Genomic DNA, 4,243 nt, shown 5'->3' on the forward strand with positions numbered 1-4,243 from the left:
CCGTAGGCCCCGACGAGTGCCGCCTCGACGGCATTCTCGAGTGCCGCGTCGTTCAGCACGACCAGCGCGTTGGGACCACCCGTGTTGACCTGCACGCGTGCGTCGCGGCCGAACCCGGCGCGCAACACCTGTTTGCCATTAACCGCCGAACCGCTGAAGCAAAGCGCGGCCACCAAAGGATGCGCAGCGATGCGCGCGCCCACCTGACGGCCACTGCCCATCACGAGGTTGAATGCGCCGACCGGCAAACCAGCGCGGCCGATGATCGACGCCAACGCCGACGCACTGGCCGGCACCGTTTCAGCCGGCTTGAAGACGACGCAATTGCCATAGGCGAGGGCGACAGCGATTTGCGCCGCCGGAATCGCGAGCGGCGCACTCCAAGGCGCGATGATGCCGACCACGCCGAGCGGTTCGCGGCTCATTTCGACGTCCACGCCCGGCCGTGTGGACGCGACGGCGTCGGTAGCCATACGCACCGCCTGCGCGGCGAACCAGCGAAACATCTGCCCGGCGCGCGTCACCTCGACCAGCGCCTCTGGCAGCGTTTTGCCCACTTCGCGCGCCAGCAGGCGACTTATTTCATCGCGTCGGGCCAGCATCTCGCTGGCGATTGAATCAAGCGAGTCGGCGCGACGCTGCGCCGCGACCTGCGACCACTCGCGAAACGCCGCGCTAGCTGCTTCGATGGCCCCGTCGGTCTGCCGGACGTCGGCGCGCATGTATTCGCCGATGGGCTCGTCGAGATCCGACGGATTGATCGCCAGGCCCGTCGTCGCACCCGTCTCCCAGCCGCCATTGATGTAATGGCGGAACGGTGTCGACACGAGCGGAACGAGGGGATCGCGGTTCATTCAGGAGGTCGATCAATGAGGCCCAACATCCAGCCGCTACGCAGCAGCCATGAAAGTCAACGCATGGTATGAGGCGTCGCAATAACTTTCCAATCCCTTTTTTGGCCATCGCAATATCAATTCCGGTATGGCATGATCGAAGCTCAGTCCTCCAGACGGCCATCAGGCCGCGATATCGAGACAAGACATGACACGCAGCTATTCGAACTGGTTCGTGCGCGCGCGGCTCAAGACGCGGCAGTTGCTTTTGCTGGCGGCGATGGAGGAGGAGGGCAATGTCCGGCGCGCCGCCGACGTGCTCGGCATGACGCAACCCGCCGCATCGCGCTTGCTGAAGGAACTGGAGGACATGCTGGGCGTGAGCCTGTTCGACCGCACCCCGCACGGCATGCACGCCACGCTGTACGGCGAAGTGATGATCCGGCATGCGCGTATGGTTCTGTCAAACCTGAGTCATGCGCATGATGAAATATCTGCGTTGCGGGCTGGGCTAACGGGGCAGGTACGAATTGGCGTGATCGCCGCCGCGGCGGCGACGATGGTGCCGCGGGCGATTGCAAGCGTGAAGGAGCGCTATCCCCAGTTGCAGATGTGGGTTCAGGTGGAAACCTCGGACGTGATGTTGCCGCGCGTCGCCGAAGGTGAACTGGATATCATGATTGGGCGCGTTCTGGAGCGGCAGGATCAGTTCAAAACGGCGGTGCATTACGAGCCGCTGGCCGACGAACCGTTGTGCGTGGTCGCGCGCCCGGGCCATCCTCTCGAAAATGAGACAGGCCTGACACTGCGCAGTATCGTCAACGCGAGCTGGGTGCTGCACCCGCCAGGCAGCGTTTTGCGACATCGGTTTGATCTGATGTTTTCGCAGATTGGGTTGAATCCGCCGCAAAACGTCGTCAACACGAACAACTTTTTGGCCATTTCGAGTCTGTTATTGCAAAGCGACATGCTCGCAGTATTGCCGGATGAAGTCGCGCGGCAGTACCAGCAGTACGGGGTATTGAAGCAAATTCCGCTGGATTTGCCGTACAGAATGGATACGTTCGGTATCATCACGCGCCAGTCGCATTTGCTGTCGCCAGCGGCTTCAGTCGTGCTGGAGGCCTTGCGCGCTGCGGCTGCCGACGTGTATGGTTCGGCCTTCGACACGACAGTGGCACGCTAAATGCTCATTGATGGCTGCAGAAAGCAGCCACGGCAGGCGTCCATCGTGCATGATCCGACCTCGCCCCTCACGGCTGCACCCATCGGCGCCATTTCGCTGCCTCGGTCCCTGACCTCGACAGCGCCGCGCCGACCCACAGGCCAGCGGAGGTGCGCGCGATGTACAAACAACACGGTAAGCGGCAACGCGCCGCCGACGATTCCTTTTCTGTTCGCACCGCTGGTGCGGGCCCTTGGTGTGGCATGGCTATCAAATCGACGATTTACAAGGCGGAACTCCAGATTGCCGACATGGATCGGCACTACTACGCCGATCATCAGCTGACCATCGCGCGTCATCCGTCGGAAACTGACGAACGCATGATGGTGCGGGTGGCTGCGTTCGCACTGTTTGCTCAGGAGCGACTGGAATTCTGCAAAGGTTTGTCGGATACCGACGAACCGGACCTATGGCAGAAGGATCTGACTGGCGCGATCGACACCTGGATCGAGGTCGGCCAGCCCGACGACCGGCGCATTGCCAAGGCAAGCGGCCGGTCGAACGAGGTAGTCGTCATCGCCTACGGTGGCAGGACCTCGGATATCTGGTGGCAGGGCGTGCGCAACAAGGTGGACCGCTTGCGCAACGTGACCGTGTGGTCACTGGGTGAGGACGTGGCTGAGGCGCTCGGCAAACTGGCCGCACGGACCATGCGGCTGCAATGCACGGTTCAGGACGGCGCCGCATGGCTCGGCAGCGCGGATTCCGACCCGGTGCCGATTGAATGGACGGTGCTGAAGGCGCCGGCTAACGTTTGAGCTTCGAGGCTTGAGTTCGGCGGCCCGGCGGCTGGGCAAAGTCGCGGTGATGCCGACGCGCCTATAGGGACGTCGCGCGCGATGCTTCCGGCGGCCCTTTGAGTTCGACCATATTGCCCTCCGGGTCGAACAGATACAGCGACGGCCCAAAGCCGTCAGCGCCGTACCGCACCCCAAGCTCCCCAACACGTGCACCGCGCGTCTGCAGATGCGCCTTGAGCGCCTCGCCGTCAAACGCTTCGACCCGCAAACACACGTGATCCAGATTGCGGCCTGCGCCTGGCGCGCCGCTGTCCGGCCGGTCGATCTTCGCGCCAACCTGAAGCAGATCGATCAGCGAGCGACCCGCACGCAGCTGGATCAGTCCAATATCGCGCTGCTCCTTTTCGAGGCTGCAGCCGAGTACATCGCAATAAAAGTGCGTCATGGAATCGAGATCGACGGCCCGAATAACGACATGGTCGATCTCGCGAATGTGGATCTTCATGGAAGGCGCCTCTTGCCGAGTTCGCTGAATGGGTTCGCTGAAGCAGTTCGCTTACGGGATCAATCGGAGTGTAGGAGAAAGGCGGGCGGCAAGCTCATACGAAAACGCGATTCGGCGTCGAAGATGATGCGGCCCTATCCGTGATCCAACAACCCTTTGCGTTTCGTGGGGAGAGAAGCCTCAAAATACGGGGCCTGACCGGCAAATTGTGGGCAAAAAAAAGCCCGCTCTCAGGGAGCAGGCTGAATCCATATCAGGAGGAGACATGGAGGAGACAGGAACTACTATACACACGGGGTTGGTGCGACGCAATAACTTTTTAAGGGAAAACCCGATAAGGTGGCGTTTTGTCGCAACCGGCCGCCCATGGACACTGGAAAGCCCGTCCGTACTAGCTCAAACGGATGTCCGGCAATGACAGAGCAAGAACCGGGGCGTAGTGTGATGGCATGCAAACTACATTGGTGACCATCGAAACAGTCTTTTCGAGGACATCATGAATCCCACCGTGACATCTGCCTGGTCCACCGACGATCAACGCTGGCAAGCAGTCGCCCAGCGCGACCCGCAAGCCGATGGCGCCTTCTTCTATGGCGTCAAAACCACCGGCGTGTTCTGCCGCCCGTCGTGCGCGTCGCGCCAGCCGCGCCGTGAAAACGTCGGTTTCTTCGCGACGGCGGACGCCGCGCGCGCCGCCGGATTTCGCGATTGCAAGCGCTGTCAGCCGGGTGGACTGCCGCGCGAGCTCGAAATCGTCAACCGCGCCTGCGATGCGCTAGATGCCGATCCGCAGCAGCGGCTCACACTCGCTCAATTGAGCGACGCCGTGCATGTGAGCCCGTTCCACCTGCAACGCCTCTTCAAACGGGTGGTGGGCGTGTCGCCGCGCCAATATCAGGCGGCGCAGCGCGGCGCCGCCTTGCGCGACGCCCTGCAACGC

Annotated in this window: 5 protein-coding genes; 3 read left to right on the forward strand and 2 right to left on the reverse strand. The window is 62.1% G+C overall.

Annotation, left to right across the window (positions count from 1 at the left end; all coding sequences use genetic code 11):
* Positions 1-854 (reverse strand): aldehyde dehydrogenase family protein (locus WCA85_RS16220; RefSeq protein WP_424065539.1); only part of this gene is annotated, 854 nt, incomplete at its 3' end.
* A 187-nt stretch (positions 855-1,041) separates the two neighbouring features.
* Between WCA85_RS16220 and WCA85_RS16225 the strand changes: the two genes are divergently transcribed.
* Positions 1,042-2,019 (forward strand): LysR family transcriptional regulator, encoded by a 978-nt coding sequence (locus WCA85_RS16225; protein ID WP_424065541.1) that lies wholly within the window; start codon positions 1,042-1,044, stop codon positions 2,017-2,019.
* Positions 2,020-2,261: 242 nt separating this feature from the next.
* Positions 2,262-2,816, forward strand: a complete 555-nt coding sequence (locus tag WCA85_RS16230) for a YaeQ family protein (RefSeq protein ID WP_424065543.1) — start codon at positions 2,262-2,264, stop codon at positions 2,814-2,816.
* A 61-nt stretch (positions 2,817-2,877) separates the two neighbouring features.
* On the opposite strand, the gene WCA85_RS16235 is transcribed toward WCA85_RS16230, so the two are convergent.
* On the reverse strand, positions 2,878-3,303 hold the full coding sequence (locus tag WCA85_RS16235) for a VOC family protein (protein WP_424065544.1): 426 nt from the start codon (positions 3,301-3,303) through the stop codon (positions 2,878-2,880).
* A gap of 496 nt (positions 3,304-3,799) precedes the next feature.
* On the opposite strand from WCA85_RS16235, the gene WCA85_RS16240 reads away from it, so the two are divergent.
* A partial coding sequence (locus WCA85_RS16240; protein ID WP_424065546.1) for an Ada metal-binding domain-containing protein occupies positions 3,800-4,243 on the forward strand: 444 nt, incomplete at its 3' end.

This window comes from Paraburkholderia sp. (assembly GCF_049581445.1).
Classification (GTDB): Bacteria; Pseudomonadota; Gammaproteobacteria; order Burkholderiales; family Burkholderiaceae; genus Paraburkholderia.

Excerpts from the sequence above, each read along its gene's own strand:
- WCA85_RS16225 (WP_424065541.1), top strand. The coding sequence starts at position 1,042 with ATGACACGCAGCTATTCGAACTGGTTCGTGCGCGCGCGGCTCAAGACG.
- WCA85_RS16230 (WP_424065543.1), top strand. The coding sequence starts at position 2,262 with ATGGCTATCAAATCGACGATTTACAAGGCGGAACTCCAGATTGCCGAC.
- WCA85_RS16235 (WP_424065544.1), bottom strand. The coding sequence starts at position 3,303 with ATGAAGATCCACATTCGCGAGATCGACCATGTCGTTATTCGGGCCGTC.